General features: G+C 39.1%; 15 protein-coding genes. 6 read left to right on the forward strand and 9 right to left on the reverse strand.

All coding sequences use genetic code 11. The features are described 5' to 3' along the window. A partial coding sequence (locus GNP81_RS00005) for a methyl-accepting chemotaxis protein (RefSeq protein WP_236803820.1) occupies positions 1-577 on the forward strand: 577 nt, incomplete at its 5' end. Between the two features lie 110 nt (positions 578-687). Here GNP81_RS00005 and copI read toward each other — a convergent pair. The 5 genes from copI to GNP81_RS00030 all read right to left on the reverse strand — a co-directional run bounded on the left by copI (position 688) and on the right by GNP81_RS00030 (position 7,739). Beyond that, positions 688-1,209, reverse strand: a complete 522-nt coding sequence (gene copI, locus GNP81_RS00010) for a copper-resistant cuproprotein CopI (RefSeq protein WP_155674964.1) — start codon at positions 1,207-1,209, stop codon at positions 688-690. Positions 1,210-1,306: 97 nt separating this feature from the next. Further along, positions 1,307-4,426: an efflux RND transporter permease subunit gene (locus tag GNP81_RS00015; RefSeq protein ID WP_155674963.1), complete on the reverse strand. Its 3,120-nt coding sequence runs from the start codon at positions 4,424-4,426 to the stop codon at positions 1,307-1,309. Continuing rightward, positions 4,423-5,892 (reverse strand): efflux RND transporter periplasmic adaptor subunit, encoded by a 1,470-nt coding sequence (locus tag GNP81_RS00020; protein ID WP_155674962.1) that lies wholly within the window; start codon positions 5,890-5,892, stop codon positions 4,423-4,425. The genes GNP81_RS00015 and GNP81_RS00020 overlap by 4 nt, the downstream gene beginning before the upstream one ends. Before the next feature lie 10 nt (positions 5,893-5,902). Continuing rightward, complete coding sequence (locus GNP81_RS00025) at positions 5,903-7,237, reverse strand: TolC family protein (protein ID WP_155674960.1); 1,335 nt, start codon at positions 7,235-7,237, stop codon at positions 5,903-5,905. 112 nt (positions 7,238-7,349) lie between these two features. Beyond that, the gene (locus tag GNP81_RS00030; protein WP_336495508.1) at positions 7,350-7,739 is read right to left on the reverse strand and encodes a hypothetical protein; all 390 of its coding nucleotides are present in this window, start codon (positions 7,737-7,739) and stop codon (positions 7,350-7,352) included. Between the two features lie 223 nt (positions 7,740-7,962). On the opposite strand from GNP81_RS00030, the gene GNP81_RS00035 reads away from it, so the two are divergent. After that, the gene (locus tag GNP81_RS00035) at positions 7,963-8,988 is read left to right on the forward strand and encodes an acyltransferase (protein WP_196587444.1); all 1,026 of its coding nucleotides are present in this window, start codon (positions 7,963-7,965) and stop codon (positions 8,986-8,988) included. A gap of 57 nt (positions 8,989-9,045) precedes the next feature. On the opposite strand, the gene GNP81_RS00040 is transcribed toward GNP81_RS00035, so the two are convergent. After that, positions 9,046-9,891, reverse strand: a complete 846-nt coding sequence (locus GNP81_RS00040; protein ID WP_155674959.1) for an alpha/beta hydrolase — start codon at positions 9,889-9,891, stop codon at positions 9,046-9,048. A gap of 211 nt (positions 9,892-10,102) precedes the next feature. On the opposite strand from GNP81_RS00040, the gene GNP81_RS00045 reads away from it, so the two are divergent. Together GNP81_RS00045 and nagE are read left to right on the forward strand one after the other, a co-directional pair. After that, a complete protein-coding gene (locus GNP81_RS00045; protein ID WP_155674957.1) occupies positions 10,103-11,287 on the forward strand; it encodes an NnrS family protein in 1,185 nt (394 codons plus the stop codon). A 154-nt stretch (positions 11,288-11,441) separates the two neighbouring features. Next, the gene (gene nagE, locus GNP81_RS00050; RefSeq protein ID WP_155672712.1) at positions 11,442-12,899 is read left to right on the forward strand and encodes an N-acetylglucosamine-specific PTS transporter subunit IIBC; all 1,458 of its coding nucleotides are present in this window, start codon (positions 11,442-11,444) and stop codon (positions 12,897-12,899) included. A gap of 75 nt (positions 12,900-12,974) precedes the next feature. On the opposite strand, the gene GNP81_RS00055 is transcribed toward nagE, so the two are convergent. Then, entirely contained in the window at positions 12,975-13,376 is a 402-nt protein-coding gene (locus GNP81_RS00055; RefSeq protein WP_155674955.1) for a hypothetical protein, read from the reverse strand. A 247-nt stretch (positions 13,377-13,623) separates the two neighbouring features. Here GNP81_RS00055 and GNP81_RS00060 point away from each other — a divergent pair, with 247 nt between their 5' ends. Together GNP81_RS00060 and GNP81_RS00065 are read left to right on the forward strand one after the other, a co-directional pair. Then, positions 13,624-14,301, forward strand: a complete 678-nt coding sequence (locus tag GNP81_RS00060; RefSeq protein ID WP_155674953.1) for a response regulator transcription factor — start codon at positions 13,624-13,626, stop codon at positions 14,299-14,301. Beyond that, entirely contained in the window at positions 14,282-15,631 is a 1,350-nt protein-coding gene (locus GNP81_RS00065) for a sensor histidine kinase (protein ID WP_155674951.1), read from the forward strand. Before GNP81_RS00060 ends, GNP81_RS00065 begins: the two co-directional genes overlap by 20 nt. A gap of 4 nt (positions 15,632-15,635) precedes the next feature. On the opposite strand, the gene GNP81_RS00070 is transcribed toward GNP81_RS00065, so the two are convergent. Next, the gene (locus GNP81_RS00070) at positions 15,636-16,253 is read right to left on the reverse strand and encodes a DNA-J related domain-containing protein (RefSeq protein WP_155674949.1); all 618 of its coding nucleotides are present in this window, start codon (positions 16,251-16,253) and stop codon (positions 15,636-15,638) included. A 112-nt stretch (positions 16,254-16,365) separates the two neighbouring features. Continuing rightward, positions 16,366-20,832 carry a chromosome partition protein MukB gene (mukB, locus tag GNP81_RS00075; RefSeq protein WP_155674965.1) on the reverse strand — a complete coding sequence of 1,489 codons (4,467 nt, stop codon included), beginning with the start codon at positions 20,830-20,832 and terminating at the stop codon, positions 16,366-16,368. Between the last annotated feature and the right edge of the window lies 1 nt (position 20,833).

The raw sequence follows: 20,833 nt of genomic DNA on the forward strand, positions 1-20,833 counted from the left end.
GGCCGTTGCATTAACAGATGCTGCTGTCGTTGTTAATCGCCTTAAAGAGCAATCAGAGCAAATTAATAACGTTATTGAAGTAATCCGTAGCGTTTCAGAGCAGACTAACCTACTTGCTCTAAACGCAGCAATCGAAGCGGCACGTGCTGGTGAATCTGGTCGTGGTTTTGCTGTTGTTGCTGACGAAGTTCGCCTACTTGCTGCACGCACACAATCTTCAACTCAAGAGATCCAAACCATTATTGAAGCCCTTCAAGAGCAATCTGGTTTAGCTAATGAAAGTATGCAAACCAGCCTTGATATGTTGGAGTTAAATAAAGAGCTAACGGCAAAAGCTGGCGATGCGTTAATTGGTATTACTGAATCAATCAATGCCATCAACGACATGAACACTCAAGTTGCTACGGCGGCCGAAGAGCAATCGCAAGTAACTCAAGATATTAATCGTAACGTCGTTAATATGTCTGAATTAGTGAACCAAAACGTCACAGGCATCAGCCAAAGTGCCATTGCAAGTTCAGAACTGTCTCGACTAGCTGAAGAGCAGAAACAACAACTGTCATTCTTTAAGTTATAGTTTTTCTCTTCATAAAAGAAAGCGGTAAGACCACCCACCTTACCGCTTTTTCATATTATGCAGGTAATACATATTCCACTAATTATCTGATCTATTTAGTGGCATTGATATTACAATGTAATTTTTTTCACCATACCTGCTTCTGCATGCCCTGGAATATTACATGCAAATTCCACATTCTTATCACCATGAAAATGCCAAATAATTTGTTTTGCCTTTCCTGGCTTAACAGTTACTGTACTACCACTGTCATGTGCATGACCCGATGTCATCTTCTTCATCATCTCACGATGTTCTAATTGTTCAGCTTCATTACCAATAGCAAAATCATGATCAATTTTCCCTGTATTCATGATCACAAATTGTACAATGTCATTTGGTTGTATATCGACTTCTTTCTTAAATGTAATTTTCATATCATCTGATAAAATCACATGCACAACTTTATCTGGTTTCATGCCTGTTGCAGGCATACCTACTGCGTTCATATCTTTCATCGACATGCTGTCCATCTTACTCATGTCCATGCTTTTCATATCCATTGAACTATGATCCATTTTACTGTGGTCCATCTCTGCCATTGCTGAACTTGCAACAAGCGTTAATGCAATTGCTAATACTGTTTTTTTCATTTGATTTTCCTTTCATTTCTTAATTGATATATGGCTTACTACCTATTTCGTAAGCCATTAATAATGAGGTTGAGCACCAATAAAAATGGTATAAACCTTATTTACACTGTGACTGTTTCCATAATTTAAATACCGCGGGCAATACAAGTAGCGTTAATAATAAAGCTGACGCCATTCCTCCAATCATAGGGGCCGCTATTCGTTGCATCACTTCAGAACCAGTGCCTGAACCATACATAATTGGGATTAAGCCGATAATCACGGTTAATACTGTCATCATTACCGGACGTACCCGTAAACCAGCGCCATCCTCAATTGCATGAGTTAAATCTTGCTGAGTTAATGCGTTGTTTAGTTCTTGGGCTGCGATCTGCTTTTCATGCCATGCCTGATTCAAATAAACCAACATGATCACGCCAATTTCAACAGCGACACCGGCCAATGCAATAAAGCCAACACCAACGGCAATTGAGAAATTAAAATTAAGTAAGTGCATCAACCAAAGTCCACCAACCATTGCTAATGGTAGTGTCCCCATGATAATTAACACTTCACCAAATCGTCTAAAACTCAGATACAGAAGCAGCATAATGATGCCAATCGTAATTGGGACAACTGTGGTTAGACGTTCTTTAGCACGTTCCATATATTCATATTGCCCAGACCATCCCAAAGAATAACCAGCAGGAAGATCCAGTTGGTCATGCACTGCTTGTTGTGCTTCATGAACGTATGAACCAAGATCCCTTCCATCAATATCAACAAATACCCAGCCATTTGGACGTGCATTTTCAGTTTTGATCATTGGTGGCCCATCTTCATAACGGATCTCCGCCACATCACCTAGAGCAATGCGAGCTCCACTTGATGTAATAAGAGGTAAGTTTTGTAATTTAACGACTGAGTCTCGATATGATTGCGGATATCGAACATTAATTGGATAACGCTCTAGGCCTTCGATGGTTTCACCAACATTCATCCCACCAACAGCTGTTGATATAACTTGCTGAATATCTTTAATATTTAGCCCATATCGTGCTGCTTGACGACGTTTAATATCAATAGTGACATAACGACCGCCAGCCACCCGCTCAGCGTAAACAGAAGTTGTTCCTTGAATATTATTTAAAATCGGTTCTAACTCAGCGCCTATCTTTTCAATTACGTTAAGATCGGGGCCTGCTACTTTTATTCCGATTGGTGTTTTAATCCCTGTCGCCAACATATCGATACGAGTTTTAATCGGCATGACCCATGCGTTTGTAATTCCGGGAAATTGAATCAGTTGGTCTAGCTCATTTTTAATTGATTCAGTTGTGACGCCGTCACGCCATTCGTTTTTGGGTTTAAACTGAATCACCGTTTCGATCATTGTTAAAGGTGCAGGATCCGTTGCCGTCTCTGCTCGACCAATTTTTCCCCATACCGTCTCTACTTCAGGAACTGTTTTAATTAGCTTATTGGTTTGCTGCAACAGTTCACGCGCTTTACCAATGGATATGCCGGGATAAGTTGTGGGCATATACATTAAATCTCCTTCATCTAATGGAGGAATAAACTCACTCCCCATCTTAGATATTGGATAATAAGCGGAGCCCATTAGCACCATAGCAACAAGTAACATCGTTTTAGGGAAACGCAAACTCACATTAAGTAACGGTCGATATAATGAAACCAATGTTTTATTAATCGGGTTCTTATGCTCAGGTAAGATCTTTCCGCGTACAAAATACCCCATTAATACGGGTACCAATGTAATCGCTAAGCCAGCAGATGCAGCCATCGCAAAGGTTTTAGTAAAGGCTAACGGAGAAAACATTTTTCCTTCTTGCCCTTCAAGAGCAAATACAGGTACAAAGCTTAACGTTATGATAAGTAATGAGAAAAATAATGGAGGACCAACTTCTTCTGCCGCTTTACCAATCACTTGCCAACGGTTTTTATCTGTTAATGGCGTTTTCTCTATATGTTTATGAACGTTTTCGATCATTACGATCGCTCCGTCCACCATTGCGCCTATTGCTATCGCAATACCACCTAAAGACATGATATTGGCGTTAATACCTTGCCAATGCATAACGATAAAAGCACTCAAGATCCCAACAGGTAAACTTAATGCGATAACCAATGAAGAACGTATATGAAATAGGAACAGAGCACAAACAATGGCAACAACGATGAACTCTTCAGCTAATTTCTCCCAAAGGTTCTTCACTGCGTGATCGATTAATGTGGAACGATCATAAGTGGCTTTTATTTCAACGCCATCTGGTAAGCCCTTTTGAAGTTGAGCTAACTTTTCTTTCACGTTAGCAATAACTTCACTGGCATTCTCACCAAATCGCATCACAATCACACCACCAACGGCTTCACCTTCGCCGTTAAACTCAGAGATCCCTCGGCGCATTTGTGGGCCTAGATTAATATCCGCAATATCACCTAATAACAGTGGTGTACCTTTATCTGTTACTTTTAGTGGTAAGGATTGAATATCCTCAATACTGCTTAAGTAACCTGATGTACGTACCATATGTTCAGCTTCTGCAATCTCAACAACAGACGCGCCAGCTTCTTGATTTCCCTCTTTGATGGCTTTATTAACCTGCTGTAAGGTTAAGTTATAGGCTCTCAACTTATCAGGATCAATTTCAACCTGATACTGCTTTACCATTCCGCCTACCGTAGCGACTTCCGATACACCATCAACCGTTTGCAATTCATATTTTAAAAACCAGTCTTGTAAACTGCGCAGTTCTGCAAGATCATGTTGACCGGTTTTGTCTTGTAATACATAGCTATACACCCAACCTACACCAGTAGCGTCTGGCCCTAATGTGGGTTTTGCTTCTGCTGGTAACTTAGGTGCAACTTGACTTAAATACTCTAAAACACGCGAACGTGCCCAGTACATGTCAGTATCATCGTTAAAAATAATATATACGTAAGAATCACCAAAGAATGAATAACCTCGAACCGTTTCAGCTCCGGGTACAGCTAACATGGCCGTCGTTAAAGGATAAGTCACCTGATCCTCCACCACTTGTGGTGCTTGTCCTGGATAACTTGTTTTGATGATCACCTGTACATCTGAAAGATCCGGCAAAGCATCAACAGGCGTATTCTTTACACTGTAAATTCCTGCAACAACAAGGGCAAAGGTAGCAACTAAAACTAAAAAACGATTTTTAATAGACCAACGAATAATGGAAGGGATCATAGTGCTTCCCCTTCTTTTTCAATGTCTAATAATTTGAATTCATCATTGTCTCTCTGTACTAAAAACTGAACTGATTCACCTTCACGAAATGAGGAAAGATCAATCCCCTCTTCAACTGAGAAATTCATTTCTCCCGCCTTCCAATCCCATTGTGAAACGGCTTTATGCTCAAAAGTCACCATCCCAAAATCAGCCATTAACATAGTGATATCACCCGATATCCAAATACTGTTTTCAGGGCCATTGATACGACTTAATTCTGCGGTTTTGCTTGACTCAGAATCCAACAAGAATTGAGCAGATGTAACTACTTTATCGTTTTCTTTCAATCCCTTAACAACTTCTGTCTTATTCCCTGCTTCTCGTCCTACCACAATTCGAGCAGAACGATATTTACCATTTCCCTCATCTAATACAACGCGTGTCATACCACCTGAACGGATAACTGACTGACGTGGTATGGTTAATACTTCCTCTTTGGTTTTAGGTTGTATTGTTATATTGGCAAACATATTTGGTTTTAATGCACCATCTTGATTATCAAACTTCAAGCGCATACGCATAGTACGTGTTTTTGGATCTAAAATAGGATAAACATAATCCACTTCGCCTTCCCATGTTTTTCCAGGAACCGCATCCAGTGTCATTACCGCTTTATTGCCTGAAGATAACCAATGAGCTTGACGTTCAAATACTTCGGCATCAACCCATACGTCCTCTAATGGGCCAGCGGTTATCACTATTTGTGAAGGTGATAAATACCCCCCTTCACGAATATTAAGACTCGCAATCACACCATTTGAAGTTGCTTTTATCTCTATGTTTTTATTCGCTTTACCGGTTCTAACAATAGAGTTAATTTGGGCTTTATCAACACCTAATGAATACAAACGCTCTCGAGCGCCTTTTACTAATCCTTTACGTCCTGTTCGATACGCATTCAATAACTCTTCTTGAGCTTTAACTAACTCTGGAGAATAAAGCGTAAATAACACATCGCCTTTATTTACTCTCTCACCAATCGCGTTAATGTTGAGTTTTTCAACCCAACCTGCAGCTCGTACGTTCACTTGCCATAATTTACTTTCATCAAAAGCAATGTAACCTACGGTATCGATATTTGGTGAAAGAATGGTTTTCTCTACAAATGCGCTTTTCACTCCAAGATTATTAACCACACTTGGGTCAATCGTAACTGTCCCTACAGGTGATTTATCTCCTTTAGCATCATCAGCATATACAGGAACCAAATCCATACCCATTGGTGATTTACCGGGTTGATCTCGACGGTAATTTGCATCCATCGGAGCTACCCAATACAAAGGCTCATTATTCGAACTGGCTGAGATACTATCGGAATTCATCGACACCATGTCCATTGAATGCGCTGAATATAAGTTCATGCTTCCAGCACCAATAACACCGCCAATAACCACCGAAAGTGCGACAATTTTTAATGATTTCATGTTTTATTCCTTAATACTTAGACGGTGACACTTGTGGAGCAGATACGTGATAATTAAAACCGTTCAGATAAAAAGCCAAATTACTGTTTGTTTTATCTAAATCACTCATTAACCGTTGTTTTTCTAACTCTAAACTCAGCTCATCATTAGAGGCTAAAATGACATCGTTAAATTGTGCGGTATTATTTTCATACCCACGCTCAACCGCTTTTGTTCTCTCCTTTGATTGAGGTAATAACGTTTCATCATAACGAGTAAGACGCTGCTCTAAATTACTTTTATCCACTAATAATGCGTTCACTTTCGCGTTCATTTGACGCAATAACACATCACGTTGTGATTTCGCTGACCCCACTTGATACTGAGCAGCTGCATAATTTTGGTCTTGTCGTTTGTCTGTAAATAAGGGAATGTCCATGGTGACATAAGCGCTAACTAAATCTGATGCTGGTTGACCTCCCATACCATTAGCTTGACGATAGGCATACATCACTTCTACACCGAACTGAGGCGAATAAGATTCATCAGCAATATCGACTTTTGTTTTGGTTGCAACAATGGCCAATTCGCTCATTTTTATGGTTGGATTGTTTTTTAATAAGTGATAAAAATCAGTAGTTTTATGGGTATTTGTCGCTAGAATTTGCTCTAAATAATCCCATTTAAGAGGCTTAATTTTATTTAACTGTTGTTGTGATAGATTCGGTAACCATTCCGTTAACTGTGCATAAATTCGCTCTTGAGATTGCTTGTTGGTTTGCACTCTTTCATCTAAGCGAGTGAGTTGCAATTGCGCTTGCAATAAATCTTGGCTCTCACTTTTACCAATGGAATAATTGGTACTAATATAAGATTCCATTTCGCTCAGCAAACGACGATTTTCATGCAAGATCACTTCGGCTTTTTGTAAAAAACCAAGTTCAATCCATAACTGACTAATTGCATTGGCAACGTCGAGTTCACGAACTTGCACTTGCATCGCTAATACATCCGCTTGTTGCCCCATTTGTTTTTGCTGTAAATCCAAGCTCGATCCACGGCCAAATTTCTGCATTAATCCTACAGAGATATTCGTCATTGGATCTTCATCAAACTTAAAACTATCAACAGGTAAACCGCCAAATCCTACTTTTAATGTTGGATCTGCCAATGTTGAGCTAGCAATACCTGTCGCTCGCATCGCCTGAGATTGCTCATATATTTGCTCTCTGCTCGCATCAGAGGATAACGCTTGTTCAATTAGTTGCGTTAACTGGTTCTCCGCCATCGCTTGATGAGATAACACCACTGAAATAGCAGAAACCAACCACGCTTTTTTAAAACGTATAAGTCGTAATTTTTTCATGAGTTTATTCCAATAATGACGTGACCCAATAAGCAGATCACCGCCATAATTAAACCGATAAATAGAGATAAAAAACTATTTAGCTAATTGATTTAATGAGTTTTAATTGGAATTAAAGAATTGGAGGTCGAAATAAAGAGGAGGAAATAAATGAGCGAGGCTGCTCACTGTATTGAGGATAGTGAACTGCCGATACTGTTGAGTTTATATAAGCATGTAAATTTGAAGGCAAAGCGAAAACAGAAGCAATACAAACCGTCTTACAGCAAGTTTCCCCTTTATCTGAACAATGATGAGCGGAATTCATTGTCATCGTGTTCATATTACAGTCTGTAGTGTCACTTTGTGTTGAATGACAATCTGACGCCATCATCTCTTGATGTTGTGCCATATCCATCTTCATCACTTCCATTTTCATCGGGTAGCTGTAAGCAACACTTGATAGCACTAATGCCATCAGCGTAACGCTCGTCACTAACCATTTAGAAAAAGAAGTAATCACAAATAAACACTCAATATTACAGAATTAACTTAATACTAAGGCTTCCACTTAGGGGAAGGTCAATGCGTTTATCAAATAAATTCATTTTTAAATGTAAAGGTTATATGTGAAAGCAATCTCAATTTCGTAAACATCTTACGTTCAACCTCTACAAAATTAATCTATCTCATATTTTATTCAAAAACAGATTGGTAGATTGTCGAAAAATTTATTGGTACTCATTATGGAAAATTCAAATAAAATCGCAAGCTTAGAGCTAGGACGCCTTCTCGCTATGTTCGCGATCATCGCTTTGCACTCACAAGTTTTCATGACTTATCTACTTATGGATGATTTCCCAGTTTTCGGCAATATATTTAACCAGCTAACCCGTTTTGCGGTTCCTTTCTTTTTCATTTTATCTGGTTATTTTATTCAACCTAAATTAACGCATGCTCCTTTAAAAACAATTCAATCTTACTGTGCGCCTTTATTGAAAATATGGATAGTATGGAGCGTGTTGAGTTTAGCTTTGCCTTTTCATTGGAGAAAAGTCGCTGAAAATGGGTATCTAGCAGAGCGCTCGGGGTACTGGAATTGGTTAACGCAGAACCCATTAAACGCTTTGTTTGAAGGTGGCATGGTGCACTTATGGTTTATCCCCGCCCTTATTATCGCAGTGTCTATTATTGGGTTACTCGTTCACTTTAAAAAGACGACATGGCTTATCCCTGTCGCTGTGATCTTATATGTATACGGCCTTGCTGGCGGTAGCTATCAAACGCTTACAGAAGTTTGGACTCCATTTTTTACTCGAAATGGCCCTTTCTTTAGTACCTTAATGGTGGTCATTGGGTTTGAATTAAGAAGAAGAGAAATTACCCTCTCATCAACTAATGCTATGATCTTATTACTGGTTGGTTTTGCTATTCATTTTAGCGAGGCTTATTGGTTGACTCAGTTCGATGTGCCTTTTAATTTACATGACTTTTTAATCGGTACACCTTTAATTGGAATTGGCGTATTTTTCCTATTGTTATCCAACCCACAACTTGGACATCACCCTATCACTTTCACATTAAGTAAGCATGTGTTGGGCATTTACGTCTGTCATTTGCTATTTGTGGTCGTGTTCTTAAATATTACCGCAATGATGGAGATAACATTAGCAATGCGAGATTTTATCATTGTATTTGGCACCGCAACCGTATCTACATTGTTTGTTTTGATCATGGATAAAACACCATTTAAACGAATTTTATTCAGATAATAAAAAAGCCGATGCATACTTCAATTCTATGCATCGACTTCAACATTACTTTATTATTTATCTTAACGCATCAAAGGCTTTTTTAGCCTCATCACTTGCCATTACACGTCCATGACCCAAACCTATTGTTGGATATAAAGTTACTCTTTCAATTTGATTCGATGCCGCTTTTGAAAGCTCAAAGCTAGTAAAACGATCTTCTTTATCATGTACGATTATCGTCTGAGTTTCTCTTTGTTGTAACCGTTGATATGGATTAAAACTGTCGATGGTTCTCTGATATTGGTCTTCAATATCTCCAACAATGGCTGTAAACAATTTCATTGAGTAACCTGAACGCTCAATACTATTAAACAAATTCTCGGTATAGTTCAAAACAGGTGCAATCAACAGCAAAGGAGTTTTGTCTAATTTATGATGGTGACACTCTAGAACTGCAGCCGTTCCCATACTATGAGCCACCACACCAACCACCTCATTACAAAAATCCAAGACCGCATTTAAGCCCTCAATAAATGCAGGTAAATGAGCGTGCTTTCCTTCACTTTCACCATGAGCTGGATGATCAAATGCAATAGCAGTAAAACCTTGAGAAGCAATATATTCCATTAACGGATAAAACTGACTCGAATTTCCAGACCAACCATGCGTTAATATCCATATCGGCCCCTCACCCAATTGATACAGGCTAAGGTCTCCTTCTGGAGATGTTAATTTACTTTTAATTAACTCCTTCGGCTCTAAATTTTTCGGCTTAGTTCTGACAGGCGTTAATAATAACTTTCTTCCCATTTTCTTTGCATGGCTTGGAATTAATAAGTGATGCAAACGAGTCACAGCATTCAAAGCACTGCGTTTAGCACTGAATTTATTCTCAGTATCAAAGTAAATCTTTTGGCTCATACATTAATCCATTTATCATTTTTATGGATTCATCTTAACTTATGACTCATTAATGTCGAGTTATTGTTCTAATTTATTAACAATAAACCAACAACCATAAGAGCACTCAAATAGGTGTTTTAATGATAACCTTAAACATGCATAAAAAATACATGTTATTATTTTACCTTTGCGTTATACTTGTTTTGTCACTAAAAATTGAGAAAAAATTATGATAAATATTACTGATAAAGCCGTTGAAGAGAAGATCCCACCCATCTTACGCTTAGGCTTTCGCCCTTTCTTCTTGCTAGGTAGCATTTATGCCATTATCGCCGTTGTAATTTGGGTTTGGGCTTTTCAAACTGGCCAACCAGCTTACCTACAAGTTCCAGCACTATGGTGGCATGTTCACGAAATGTTATTTGGGTTTTCAATGGCTATCGTTGCTGGCTTTGTTTTGAGTGCAGTTCAGAATTGGACAGGGGTTAAAGGTACATCCGATAAACGCCTTGGATTCATTGTTTTATTATGGTTATTGCCAAGATTCTTATTTTGGACACCCACTCCACTCTGGCTAATATCAAGCATAGAGGCGCTATTTGTACTCGCTATTGCTTATGAAGTCGGTTTTCGTGTAATCAAAACTAAAGGAGTGAGAAACTTCTTTTTTATTCCATTATTCTTAGTCGCAATTGCTGCCAATTTTGCAAGCTATGCAACGATTAAAGGAATGCCTCCTTTTACCTCTGCTGCGGTTTGGGAATCCATGCTTTGGTGGTTTACTCTATTGCTTTCAGTGATGGGTGCTCGTGTTATCCCTTTCTTTACTGCACGTCGCTTTCAATTTGAAAAAGCTCAGCCTATTCTTTGGTTAGATATGTTATGCAATATCCCATTAGCTATGCTGTTTATTTTAAGCTTTTTCCCTCTAACCTCAGAGCAAGTAAGCCCATATTTGATGATCATTGCTGGCGTTGCTCAGTTAATCCGAATGATCCGTTGGAAAGGATATAAAACGCTAAGTGAACCGCTGGTTTGGTCTCTTCATGCTGGTTATTTATGTATCCCATTAAGTTTATTGTTACGTGGCTTAAGTACTGATTATTTTATTTCTCACACAGGAATACACTTATTTGCTATTGGTGCATTAGGTGGTGTCATTCTGGCTATGATTGCTCGAGTTACTATGGGACACACGGGGCGTGAAATCTACAAAGGCCCATCAATGTGGATCGCATACAGTGCCATTATCTTAGCGGCATTTATCCGTTCATTTGGCGTGATTTTATTTCCTGAATTTATGCTGGATATGATCAACGTTACCGCTGTACTTTGGACGATTGCATTTGGTTTATTCATTTGGCATTTTGCTCCTATGCTATGGTCAAAACGTGTAGATGGGCATCCAGGTTAATTTCCACCTCGAATTAATTAGATCTCACTCACAATTTGCTTCTTAAAGTGCCAACATTAACTATAGTTAATGTTGGCACAATCTTTTGTTAATCCGCCCTTTTGTATTCTTCTCTTAGTTTAAAAAATAACAGACTAATTTTGAGGTATACGATATGAGTGTATTAGGTTACATGCAAAAAATCGGTAAAGCGTTGATGGTTCCCGTCGCAACGCTTCCTGCCGCAGCAATATTAATGGGTGTTGGCTATTGGATGGATCCAACTGGTTGGGGAGCAAACAGTGTTTTCGCTGCTTTCTTGATCAAATCAGGTGGTGCTATTATTGATGTAATGCCAATGCTCTTTGCTATTGGTGTTGCATTTGGTTTAAGTAATGATAAAAACGGTTCTGCAGCGTTAGCAGGTTTCATTTGTTTTACGGTAGTAACAACACTGCTTTCTCCTGCAGTTGTCGCGCAACTTGAAAATATCCCCTTAGATCAAGTTCCTGCCGCATTTGGTAAAATCAACAACCAATTTGTCGGTATTATCGTAGGTATTATTTCCGCTGAAATTTACAACAAATACTCAACAGTTGAATTACCTAAAGCATTGGCTTTCTTTAGTGGTAAACGTCTAGTTCCAATCCTTACCTCTATTGCAGGTATGGTTCTATCGTTTGTTCTTTTGTATGTATGGCCTGCAATTTTCGATTCATTAATTGCTTTTGGTACACAACTTCAATCAATGGGTGCCGTAGGTGCTGGTCTATTCGGTTTCTTTAACCGTCTAATGCTAACCGTTGGTATGCACCATGCGCTTTACCCTGTTTTCTGGTTTGATGTTGTGGGTATTAACGATATTCCAAACTTCTTAGGTGGTGCTCAATCTATTGCTAATGGTACTGGTATTCCTGGTCAAACAGGTATGTACCAAGCAGGCTTCTTCCCTATTATGATGTTTGGTCTTCCAGGTGCTGCACTTGCTATTTATCACTGTGCAGAGAAACGCAACAAAGCCGCTGTATTCTCTATCATGCTTGCAGCTGCAATGGCTTCATTCTTTACTGGTATCACTGAACCACTAGAATTCAGCTTCATGTTCCTTGCTCCATGGTTATACCTAATTCATGCTATTTTAACGGGTCTATCTCTATTCATTGCAGCAAGCATGGAATGGATGGCAGGTTTTGGTTTCTCTGCAGGTCTTGTTGACTTTGTTCTTTCAAGTCAAAACCCACTAGCTGTAAAATGGTACATGTTGATCCCACAAGGTCTTGTATTCTTTGTTCTTTACTACACTATCTTTAGATTCGCGATTAAGAAATTCAACTTCTTAACTCCTGGTCGTGGCGAAGATATGAATAAAGATGAGCAAGAAGAAAACATCACAGAAGTAACAAAAGCGTATATCGAAGCGATTGGTGGTGCAGATAATATTGTTGAAGTAGATAACTGTATTACTCGTTTACGTTTAACGGTAAAAGACTCAGGTCTTGCTGATAGTGCAAAATTAAAAGCTCTTGGTGCAGCAGGCGTTGTTCCAATGGGTAAAGGTGGTTTACAAGTCATTATTGGCTTAGGAAAAGTAGACAAAGTTGCTGCAGAAATGAAAGTGATTTTGAACGCTTAACTTCATAATATTCGTACCAGATATTATGTTGTAAACTCAGAGCCTTAATGTTCCCCCGTTAAGGCTCTTTACTTTTTATAATGCAATTTGATTTTTTCGCCAATCAAATCCTTCTTCAATAGCAAGTAGCATGGCCTGATAGGCTTCAGCTTCATTTACTCCATTACCGTAAATTCCACAGTTTTGACATTCGTATCTAAATAGTTCACTAGTAAAATGGTAGATATTTAATTCTGTCTCATTGCAATGTGGGCACTTTTCTATTCTCGATAAAAACTCAAGCTTTAATTCTCTCTGCTCTCGTTCTTCTTGTTCAATTAAAGCCTGACTCGCTTCCTCTAGCGTGACTATCTCTGTTGTCACCTCATCACTAGATTCTTGTTGCTCACGAAAATATTGAGCTAATTCAAAATTAAATTGCTTTCCAACCCCATTTCTCGGATTCTCTTCAGGAAAATCGTCAAAATAATTACTCATATTACTTCTCCACCACTATTATAAGATTTATTATTTTCAACTTACTCAATAGCCGTAGAATTTATAAACAATCGATTATTATTGCACCAGAGTTAAATGTTCAACTTTGCTTAAATTTACGCAAAAATGAATGTTGATGTTTTTTATTCATCAAAAAGAGCTGAGAGTTATCCCATAGTTTCCCCCATATTCATGATTCAATGACTTTTTCTTGTTATAATAAACATTCTTAATGAGAGAGTTATGTATGAAAATATTGGTTATTGAAGACGACCAAACAACCCGAGATTTTGTAACAAAAGCACTAGAGCAAGAAGGGTTTATTACTGATAGCACCGAAGATGGAAAAGAAGGCTTAATGATGGCAATTAGCTGCGAATATCAGCTAATTATTCTTGACCGTATGCTCCCGAATCTTGATGGATTAAAAATCTTATCGGCAATTCGTGCCACTGGTAATAATACACCTGTACTTATTCTAAGTGCTTTAGATAGTGTAGATCAGAGGGTTGAAGGCCTTACCGCCGGCAGTGACGATTACTTAACCAAGCCTTTCGCTTTAGCTGAATTATTAGCTCGCATTAATATTATATTACGTCGAAATAGACCCGTCGAAAGTGCGTCAAACGAATTAAAAATTAAGAATCTAAATATTAATTTACGCTCACAAAAAGTGACCATTAACGACACTATTATTCCATTACAAAATAAAGAGTTTGTTTTATTACGTTATCTTGCTGAAAACGCTGATGAAGTGGTTTCCCGAATGCGACTATTTGAAGCGGCATGGGATTATCATTTTGACCCAAAAACCAATGTTATTGACGTTCATATTGCTAAATTACGCAAAAAATTGGATAACTCAGGAGCAGTAAACCTAATAGAAACGGTACGTGGAGCAGGTTATGTTCTTAGAACAACGTGATGAACTTTACCGCTCTTCTATCTTAAAACTATTAATATGGTTTGCCATTGGCTTATTTCTAATGATGGGGTTGATTATTTATCAACTCTACTCAACGTCCGTTCAGTTATATAATCACAACCTAGATGAATGGCTTAGAGCTGAAACCGCACAGCTGCAAGCGATTGTAGATACTCAAGGTGTCGATGGCATTCAACAAAACATCAATAATACCCAAGGTGATAATCGGTATATTTATCAACTTGTTCATCACGCATCACCAACACCAACCAATACTGCGGCCACAGCCTATCCCGTTATTGCACAGATAAAACAATCTTCAAATAACACTGGGTTACCTGATATGCGAGCCACTAAGATAACCCTTCCAGATGGTTCTGAACTGATGGTGGGAATTGATCAAAATCGCTATCAGAGCTTTAAAAAACAATTAGACTCATCGGTAATTTGGGGGACATTTTTTCCTTTCATTGCATTGTGTTTAATCGCAATTTTGATTGCTCTCTACATTTTAAAGCGTCTTAATCTGGTTAATGCGACGATGAATCGAGTCATGCTTGGTGAACGCAATGTACGATTAAAAGTCGGCCCAGATATGAACGAATTCGATTTGTTAGCCCTTCACTTGAATTCTATGCTTGAACAGATGGAACAAAGTGAGTCTAAGTTAAAATCATTAACTGTCGATATTGCTCATGATCTTCGAACGCCTATGGGACGGATTAAGTTAAGAATAGAAGATCTACTCTATGACGAATCTCTTTCTCAGCAACACACTGAACAATTAGATAATATACAATCTGACTTTTCTTTATTACTTGAAACCTTCAATGGCATGATGGAGCTATATCATCTTGAGAATGGAGGTACTCCTATCAATAAAGAGATGTGTGATTTAAGTAAAATTGTACGTGATGCCATTGAATTTGCCGAACCTACAGTAGCAGATAAAAAACAAACACTTCATTTCACAGAAGAAATGCCCTGTTTACTTTACGCTAACCCTAGCCTTATTTTCCGTGCCGTATTCAATATTATTGATAATGCCATTAAGTACACTCATGAAGGTGGCGTTATCGAAGTAATTGTCGATTGTTTTGGTGTGGTTGTTGCTGACAACGGTAGAGGTATTAAACCTGAAGATAGAGAGCGCGCATTAGGTCAATTAGTTAGATTAGACCCGAGTCGCACTCAACACGGTTTTGGTTTAGGACTTGCCTTAGTTAATACAGTAATGAAGCTACATGATGGGCAGATCAGCTTAAGTGATAATTATCCTGGGCTAAGAGCACGATTGTTATTTCAAGAAAAGTTAGCGTCTGAGCTATAACTCTTTACTTTAATATATTCCACGCCTCACACATTATTCTGAAGGTATCAGCATCACCGGTTTCTCTGTCTGGGTGGTGCTTCATACCTAATTTTCGCCATTGTCTACGGATCTCTTTTGCCGTTGCACTTTCTGATAAACCAAATAACTTTAACGCTTGGATACGATCCATCGTTTTAATACTATCCCCACCAAGATAACGTCGATAGCTGCTCCAAAACTCATTTAATAAACGTTTTACTTCATCTTCATTTGCTTGATAATTTGACCAATCTAAATAGTATTCACGCAATGGATGTGTTTTATCAATCACGCATTCCGCTTCCGCCGTTTTTGAAACTGGAAATAATAAAATATTCATGGATTCAACTTGTAACCATTGCTCTGGATACAGTTCATTCTGCAATTGATAAAGTGCATTCATGATCAAAAAGTTGCGTTTAAATAAGTCTTTCTCAGGATTTTCATCTAAGTGACTAAGTAATCCCTTTTCCATTAGATGGGTAGATAACGTATGCACCTTCCATACTTGTTTTGACTCTTGCAACACCTCAAATAATGACCACACTAATGGGTTTTCAAATTCACCATTAGCGTTATCTATGTTTGTGTTTTCTGTCAATTTTTCATCCTTTTTATTATTTAAATTTAACAGTAGAAGCTATGCAATTATCTTTCCAAAAAAAATGGCAGCCATTTCTGACTGCCATTCACTTATCAACGTTATTTAACGCTTATTCCGCAATTTCTGCTTCTTCTAGCGTTTGTTGAGTACGGCTTGCTGCTGACTCTTGTCCAAAACCTTTAAGACCAACCACATGGACGTGCTCGCGATCTTTAAAGATCTTACGAACTAGTTTATAGGTTGTCCCTTTCTCTGGACTGATGTTTTCTGGTGCTGCAATAAGAAGTTGCATGTCCAGACGGTCACACAATTCAAATAACGTAGCGATAGATTTACCATCTAGACGCGCCGCTTCATCCAAGAATAATAGACGACAAGGCATAATATCTTTACTACGAAGACGACGAGACTCTTCTTCCCAGCTTTGGATAACCATTAGTAGGATCGCTTGACCCGTACCAATCGCTTCACCTGTTGATAGAGCGCCTGATTCTGCTTGTAGCCAACCATCTGCACCACGGTTTACTTCAATGTTTAGTTCAAGATAGTTACGGTAATCCAGTAACTCTTCACCTAACGTTTGTGGTGAACGTTGACCAACATCGATATGCGGATTAATACGTTGGAACAATTTCGCAATCGCTTCAGAGAAGGTTAAACGAGCATTACCAAATAGATCTTGGTGTTGTGCTTGATGCTCAGACAGACCCGCTAGTAGTGTTGCGTGAGTTTCACGAATACCTACGTTTAGACGAACACCCGTTACTTGACCAAAACCAATTTGTGATAAACCTTGGTTCAACATACGAATACGGTTTTGCTCACGCTGAATAGTCTTACGAATGATGTTCGCAACACTTTCAGAGCTTAATGCTAAACGGTTTTCACGAGATGTCAGCTCTTCAGTCAGACGACCAAGCTCAGTTTCCATCTCTTCAATTGCTTCAACTGGATCATCAGTATGGATGATATCTTGACGAATACGCTCACGAAGATGTTGGTATACCGCAATGTAGAACAGAACTTTACGCTCTGGCTTACTTGTATCTTCAGAAGCACGCAGCGAATCACGTAGGTCTTCGTTATCGGCAACAGCTAAACGAAGTGCACCTAATGATTTATCCGACATTGAACGTAATTCTTCCGCACTTAAGTACGCAAGTTCACGTTTGTGTAGACGACGTTCTACATCGTTCTCACGAGCTAAACGTAGAACTGAACACCAGCCCGCTTTTGCATTAACAACAAAAGTACGTAAGTCTTTGTACAGTTTTTCAACTTTACGTGATTGCTTAACTAGGCCTTTAATCTCAAGTTCATTTGAAGTGATGCCTTTTTCTAGCTCACTCTTACGACCACGAGAGCTGTGTAGACGCTCATTTAGCTCACTCTTACGTACTTCAGCACGCTCTAATGCACTGTGATCTGCATGAACACCAAGTTCTTGTAGTTCACGTTTAAACTCTTGAACGGTTTCTTGTTTTGCTTGATGCGAACTCTTAAGCGACGCCATTACTTGGTTGTATTGGTTTGCTTGAGATTGAGCTTGTTTCTGCTGCTCTTTCGCCTTAGTACGCGCTTGCTCTGCTTGTACTAGTTTCGCTTTAAGTTGTTCGTTCAGTTCACTACTCTTATTCAGTAACGCAACGGCATCTTCGTAACCAAAGTGATGACGACGTTCAACCAAATCAGAAATAGCAAACAACTGTGCTTTAAGGCTTTGTAGCTGTGCATCAATTTGTTCATGCTCTGCTTTTAATGCATCAAATTGTTCAGGGTCTACTTCTAACGCACGTTGCAGCGTTTCTAGTTCTGCAATCGCTTTACCATTTTGACGTAAGAAACTTTCTGCTTCTGATACTTGTTCAACTTGAGCACTGATCTCTTCAAAACGCTCTGTGATGGTTTCATCTTCAAGCACATTGATATGAGGTGCGATCTTAGCAAGTTGAGATAACGCTTCTTTAGACGCTGAAATTTGTGATTTATGCTGTTGCTCTGTCGCAACTAATTCCGTTAACTGACGGCTAACCTGCGCTAATTGCTCACGAGCTTGTTTCAATTCAACTTCTGGATCTGCATCAAACGCCACAGCAAGGTGAGTTGACACAAAGCTATTAAAGCTTTGGTACAGGCGCTGTAATTTTTGTGAATCAAACGCCGCTTTTGCGTGTTCTTCAACTGCAATTTCACGCTCTTCACGTAGTGTTTCTAAACGCTGTTCACGAGCTGCACGACCAAATAATGGCAATTCAGGGAAACGAGAGTAACGCATTTGACGATCATTTAAATGAACGCAAACTGCATTTTCCATTTCCTCAGCATCAAATACGCTGTCATCAAACGCGTCAATATCGCCTTCAATGATATAAAGATCATCCGGACAATCTTCAAGATCAACCAGTTTATCTTTAATGCCTGATAAATCAGAAACAACGATAGCGTGACGAGCTGGGCCGTATAATGAGCTGAAATACGGTGCATCACTTAATGTAATATCGTCATAAATCTCAGAAAGCAGTACACCACCTAGTGTATCAGCAAGACCTTTAAGACGTGCATCGCCACTACCGCCAGGAGCGGCTAATCGCTCAATTTCAGATTCTAACTCTTCTTTACGAGCAGCTAGACGATCTTTGTTTGTCGACAATACACGCTCATTTTCTAGCGTTTCTTGCATTTGGCTGATAACCATTTGGCTATCTTCCAGTTCAACACCACATTGATCATTCAGTTTGTGTAGAGCGTCATTTGCTGCAATCCATTTAGGTGCAATAGACTCTAAACGGTGAGATTCTGAACGATATTGCTGTTCTTGGCGTTTTAGTTCTGAACGTTTATCAACGATGTTTTCTTGCTGTTCTTGAACCGTTTCAAGCATCTCTTCATGACGTGCTTGCTCTTCTTCAAGAACCATTTCAGAATCAATCGTAATATTGAAACGTTTTGCGTATTCTTCAGCCAGTTCTTGAGCTTGACGTTGTAGTCGAACTGCACGCTCAAGATCTTTGTATTGTGCTTTAAGCTGCTCTGCACGCTCTGCAATATTGTTGAACTGGCGAGCTTGTTCAATTAAAGCTTTTGCCTTATCTGATGCTTCATTACGCTCAACATGGCCTGCAATCGAAGTTACTAATGCTAAGCCGCGTTCAAACTGTTGAACTGCCGCAGAAGAAAGATCCAACTTATGTTTAATCGCAAGTAATGCGGTAGTTTGAAGTTCTTCTTTCGCTTTTAATTCGCTTTGAAGATCAATGGCATTATCTTGAGTTAACGACTCATTTGCTGTTAATTGCTGCGCTTTTTCAAGTGCTTTAACCGCTTGTTGGTATTGAAGCGCACGAGTTTGCTGCATATCCAACGCTTGTTGGTAATCAGCAAGCTGTGTTTTAAGACTATCAACTTCTTCTTCCGTTAATAGTGCTTGCTCTTCAGCCATTGCAAGTTGTTCTGCGGCTTCTTCCACCACCATCACTTGCTCTTCTAGACGCTCTGTTAGCTCTTCTAGATCCTCAGAATAACGCTCAATCTTCTCTTGTTGACGAACCGCAGTTTGTACTAATTGAAGATGATCTGATGCTGCTTGATAATCTTGTTCAAGTCCTGATTCTGATTCAGTAAGAAGCTCTAATTCACTCTGCATATTATTTAATACAGATGATAGATCCACTAAGCTGCGTTGTGCATTCATTAACTCAACACGGTGCGTTAATGTTTGCTCAACTTTCTTGCGGCGATCATTAGCGTGACGCATGTAATCTGAAGCAACGTAATTAGTTGATTCTGTGATTAAATGTTTGAATAAATCACGATCAGACTGAGTCGTCTTAATCGCTTCTAATGTCATACGGTTTTCACGTAGTGCTGCTTCCATATCTTGGAAGGCTTTCTTAACACCACCATTTTGTGGCAGTAAGTAATCACGCAATGAACGAGTGATCGCACTTGAAATACCACCGTATAAAGACGCTTCGATTAAACGATAGAACTTAGAACGATCGCTTGTGTTACGAAGTTTCTTCGGTAATACACCGTAATCAAACATTTGAGCGTGATAATCCGTTACAGAATTAAACGCTTTAAATTGAACGCCTTCGTACTGTGAAACCATCTCTTTTACGTCATTGATTTGACGAACACGAGCTTGATTGTCAGAAACCGATTCAATCATTAAATCCGTTGGTTTTACATGGCTTGGTAAACCAACAACGATGAATGGTTTAATATCAACTTTCTTATCACGACCAGCTACTTGCTGCAATTTAACCGCAAAAAGTACACGTTGCTTACGAGAGTTAACAATATCTAGCGCTGCATAACATGCACCCGGTTTTAATTTACCGTGTAGACCTTTGTCACGAGAAGCTTGAGAGCTACCCGCTTCTGTTGTGTTACGGAAATGCAGTAGTGACTGATCAGGAATAAGCGTGGTAATAAACGCCGCCATTGTGGTCGACTTACCCGCACCGTTACCACCAGAAAGTGTGGTTACTAGATTATCAATGTCAAAAGTACGGGCAAAAAAGCCGTTCCAGTTAACCATGGTGAGTGATTGATATTTACCACGTTCAATCATA

This window comes from Aliivibrio fischeri, from assembly GCF_009727955.1.
Lineage (GTDB): Bacteria > Pseudomonadota > Gammaproteobacteria > Enterobacterales > Vibrionaceae > Aliivibrio > Aliivibrio fischeri_A.